This is a genomic window from Streptomyces sp. NPDC004752, assembly GCF_053601275.1.
The window spans coordinates 1-3951 of the sequence record NZ_JBSGBN010000266.1 but is presented as its reverse complement, the minus strand read 5'-3'; the positions used below and the strand labels follow the sequence as shown (position 1 = coordinate 3951).

At 69.1% G+C, this 3951-nt stretch carries 5 protein-coding genes; 1 reads left to right on the top strand and 4 read right to left on the bottom strand.

What is annotated here, in order from left to right; all coding sequences use genetic code 11:
- Positions 1-102: 102 nt before the first annotated feature.
- The 4 genes from ACWEKM_RS46050 to ACWEKM_RS46035 all read right to left on the bottom strand — a co-directional run bounded on the left by ACWEKM_RS46050 (position 103) and on the right by ACWEKM_RS46035 (position 3438).
- Positions 103-2202 (bottom strand): recombinase family protein, encoded by a 2100-nt coding sequence (locus ACWEKM_RS46050; RefSeq protein WP_451627288.1) that lies wholly within the window; start codon positions 2200-2202, stop codon positions 103-105.
- Positions 2203-2235: 33 nt separating this feature from the next.
- Entirely contained in the window at positions 2236-2532 is a 297-nt protein-coding gene (locus ACWEKM_RS46045; RefSeq protein WP_451627287.1) for a hypothetical protein, read from the bottom strand.
- Positions 2492-2998: a helix-turn-helix domain-containing protein gene (locus ACWEKM_RS46040; RefSeq protein ID WP_451627286.1), complete on the bottom strand. Its 507-nt coding sequence runs from the start codon at positions 2996-2998 to the stop codon at positions 2492-2494. Before ACWEKM_RS46040 ends, ACWEKM_RS46045 begins: the two co-directional genes overlap by 41 nt.
- Before the next feature lie 185 nt (positions 2999-3183).
- Positions 3184-3438 carry a DUF5372 family protein gene (locus ACWEKM_RS46035; RefSeq protein ID WP_451627285.1) on the bottom strand — a complete coding sequence of 85 codons (255 nt, stop codon included), beginning with the start codon at positions 3436-3438 and terminating at the stop codon, positions 3184-3186.
- 74 nt (positions 3439-3512) lie between these two features.
- On the opposite strand from ACWEKM_RS46035, the gene ACWEKM_RS46030 reads away from it, so the two are divergent.
- Positions 3513-3951, top strand: a 439-nt coding sequence (locus tag ACWEKM_RS46030) for a Mu transposase domain-containing protein (protein ID WP_451627284.1), incomplete at its 3' end; no start/stop codon positions are given.

The window sequence follows — 3951 nt, the reverse complement described above, 5'->3', positions numbered from 1 at the left end:
TACGACCCGCAGATCAACAAGTCGTACGCCGAACTCGCCGCCTACTACGGCACGTTGGTCGATCCGGCCCGCGCCTCGAAGCCGAAGGACAAACCTCGTGCTTCATACTGCGCCTCTTTCGGTTGATGCGGTTGTTGTTGCCCCGTCAGCGAGCCGGTAGGGCGATGGTCGGCCGAGCCGGGGCCTGACGAAGTCGGGTGGGGGCGGGTAGTAGAAGTACTCGCCTTTGTCGTTGACGACGCGTCCGCTCAGCAGGCCGCGGTCGCGCCAGTGCTTGACGGTGACCTGGTTGACGCCGAGGCGGCGGGAGATCTCGCGCAGGCTGACCATGCCGAGGTCGGCCAGCCGTTGGGGGTGGCTGCGCAAGTGGTAGGCGTCGCGGATCTGGCGGACGATCCGGGCGTGGATGGGTCGGCCGCTGCCGCTGACGTGGCCGCGCTCGGTGAGGATGGCGGCGATCTGGCCGTCGGTGTGGTCGTCGAGGAGCTCGTCGATGGCGGCGACGACCTCGGTCGGGGTCTGCCGGACCTGCCAGGAGGCGAGCGGAACGGGCGTGGTCAGGGTGTGCTCCTGGCCGCCGGTGAGGCGGACGTGGGCGGTGATCTGGTCGGCCCGGACCAGGGTGACGTCGGCAACCAGCAGTCTGACCAGGCGCTTTCGCTCCCTCATCGGGGTGCCAGGGTCGTTCCAGAGGGCGGGGAAGTCCGCGGCCAGGGCGGTGATCCGGGCCCGCTGAGCGTCGTCGAGTTCGCCGCCGCCGTCGCTTTTGGCGCTCTCGTACGTTTCGCGGACCTGGGTGAGCTCACGCAGGGCACTGTTCCAGTCGGCTTCCAGGCTGCCGGCGACGAGGCGGTTGTCGGGGTCGACGGCGAGGTAGCGGCGGCGAGCCAAGTCGACGTGATACTGGGCGCGTTCGACGGCGGCGGCCCGAAGTCGTTCGGCCTCGTCGGCGCGGGCGGCCAGCTCGTCGACGACCGCGAGGGCCGCGGTGATCGCGTGTGGGGTCAGGGCGGTGACCAGGAGGCGGCCGACCGCCTGGTCGATCGCGGCGCCATGCACGCGCTGGCAGATCGGGTTGCCGTACTCGATGCCCTTGGCCTGGCAGACGTACTCCGGCTCCAGGCCGTGTTTGCGCTGGTGGTAGCGCACGGTCATACGGCGGCCGCAGATCCCGCACAGGGTCATGCCCTGCAGCAGGGCCGGGCCTTCACGGGCCGGTCCGTGCCGGCGGTCCTTGCCGTGGGCGACGGCGTTCGCGGTGAGCCTGGCCTGGTTGGCCTCGTACTTCTCGAAGGAGATGTAGCCGACGTGGGCGTCGGGGAAGAACGCGATCCACTGCTCGCGCGGCTTCAGTGCCGGGCCGCTCTTCCCGCCGACGACACCGGGTTTGTGCTGGTAGCGGCCATAGACGAACGCCCCGGCATAGCACGGGTTGTGCAGGATCTGTAACACCCGCGAGTGCGCGATCGGCCCCCAGAGGACCTTGCCCTTGTCCGGGCCCGACCGCAGCCGCCGCGGCAGGGTGAGCCGGTCGTGGTTGAACGCCTTGACCACGCCGGTGGCCGAGCCGGTGGTGTCGAACAGCGTGAACACGGTGCGGATCGCCTGCTGGATCGCGGTGTCCGGGTCGAGGACGACCTTGCCGGCGCCGTCGTAGACCAGACCGATCGGCAGCTGCTGGACCAGTTCCCCGCGCCGGGCCTTGGACAGCTGACCGCCCCTCAACCTCGCTTTGAGCAGGTGGAGTTCGGCCTCGCTCATGGTGCCCTTGAGGCCGAGGAGGAGCCGGTCGTTGAAGTCGCAGGGGTCGTAGAGGCCGTCCTCGTCCAGGATCAGCGTGGCGGACATCGCGCAGATCTCCAGCAGCCGGTGCCAGTCGGTGTTGTTGCGCGCGAGCCGGCTCACCTCCAGACCCAGGACGATCCCGGCGTGTCCCATGCCGACCTCGGTGACCAGGCGCTGGAAGCCCTCCCGGTCAGCGGCCGTGGCGCCGGACTGGCCCTGGTCGGTGTCGATGACGTGGATCCGGTCGGCCGGCCAGCCCAGCGCGATGGCCCGTTCCTTCAGCCCGTACTGCCGCACTGTCGACTCGGTGTTGTTCAGGACCTGTTTGAGCGAGCTCTGGCGGACATACAAGTATGCGTCTCTGGCGAGGTGGCCGGCCGTCACCTTGGCGGCCGGACCGAACAGCTGGTCATTCATCGACGTTGCCGTGCCTTCTCATGTCGCCTTGGATCAGGGGGAGTTGGCGTTGGCCCAGACCATCCGGGACCACACCCGGACGACTTCCGCGTCCAGCGTGGTGGCCAGCGCACCGGCGGCCGGCGGGGCCGAGCTCCCCGTCCTGGGCGCCGCCGCGGCGGCCAGCGAGGCGGCCACCTTCAGATATGCGGTCATGCCGCGGGCAACGAGCACGCCCAGTCCGTTGCGGCGGCTGCCGCGGGCCGAGGTCTCGCGCAGCCGCTCGTACTCGGCGACACCTGCCGTGACGTCACCGCCTGGGGCGACAGCGGGATATGGGCTCGTCCTCACTGGCGCTTTCCGGTTCGCGCCGCCGGGACAGTGCGCGCTCGACGGACCGCGGGTGGACGGTGATGCCGAACTCTTCGGCGATCTTCTCGACGAGTTCCTTCGAGGTCAGCGCGTTGTCAGCGGCCAGCCAGGCGTCAATTCGGTCCATGACCGGTGCGGTCAGCTTGACCGGGCCCTTCGGGCCCGGCTTGCCGGGGACCAGGGCACCCGGACCGCCCAGGTCCAGGGCGGCTGCGATCTCATAGAACGCCTGACGGCAGTAGCCGAAGGCGCGGGCCGCCTGGACGACGGGCACCTTGTCGACGCGGACGCGCCGCACCATCTCGTACTTGACCTGCACGACGTCGCGCGGGTCGCAGAACGGCGAGGCCAGGAACACCTCGTCGGTCACCTTCTCCGGATGCGGGTTGAGTGATCTCGACGCGGCCAGCACGGCCACCTTCGGGTCCTTCGCCGTCACCGTCATCGCGCCCGCCTCCCCTGTCACCAGCCGTGTCACCAGGTTCGCGCCGACACCCGGCCCGGCCAAGACCACAAGGCAGGCGCGCGGAGGCAAACCAGCAGATCAGGAGTGCTCCGGATGGCTACCTCCGCGCGCTGCTGATCACCCCGGCTGTCCTGCCAGGCGTGGATCAGACGACGTTCCCGGCATCATCCTCCCGACGCCCGTACTCGGAGAGCGTCGATCAGCCCGGCGACGGCCAGGAGGTCCTCCACACGGAACGGGCACCGGCCCGCGGCCATCGTGATGAACGGATCGACCGGATCAATATCCGTCCAGGCCGCCGGCAGTGAAGCCAGCCGCCCGTCCTCGTCCTGGAAGGCAACCCGGTCCTCGTCCCAGGTCCGGCGTCGGTCAACGAACACGAACTCCCGCCCGGACCAGGGATGGAACGGGTGCGTCACCCGCACAACTCCGGGCCGACCGTACTGATCGGGTGCAGTCGACGACTCGTGACAAACCCAGGGTCGAGCGGCCCATGCCTTATGTCCGTGACTCGTTCTGGAGCGGGCGCCGGTTCACCTCGCTGGAGCACATGCAGGCCGAGGCCCTGCTTTGGGCGACGAATGTCGCAGGCCAACGGCAGTGCCGACCGTTGGGCGGCGCGAAGCCGTTGTCGGTGTTCGAGGCGGTGGAGGCCAAGGCCCTTGTGCCGCTGCCCGAGACGCCGTTCGTTCTGGCGAGATGGTCAACTGCTGTGGTGGGGCCGGATATTCACGTCAAGGTCGGCCGCACCCTCTACTCGGTGCCCTGGAAACTCATCGACCGCCGGGTCGATGTCCGCTCCACCGCCACCATGGTCCAGATCTTCCACGAGGGTGAGCTGGTCAAGACCCACGCCGCCCTGGAGCAGGGCAAACGGACTGACAAGAACGACTACCCGCCCGAGAAGATCGCCTTCCAGATGCGGACGCCGA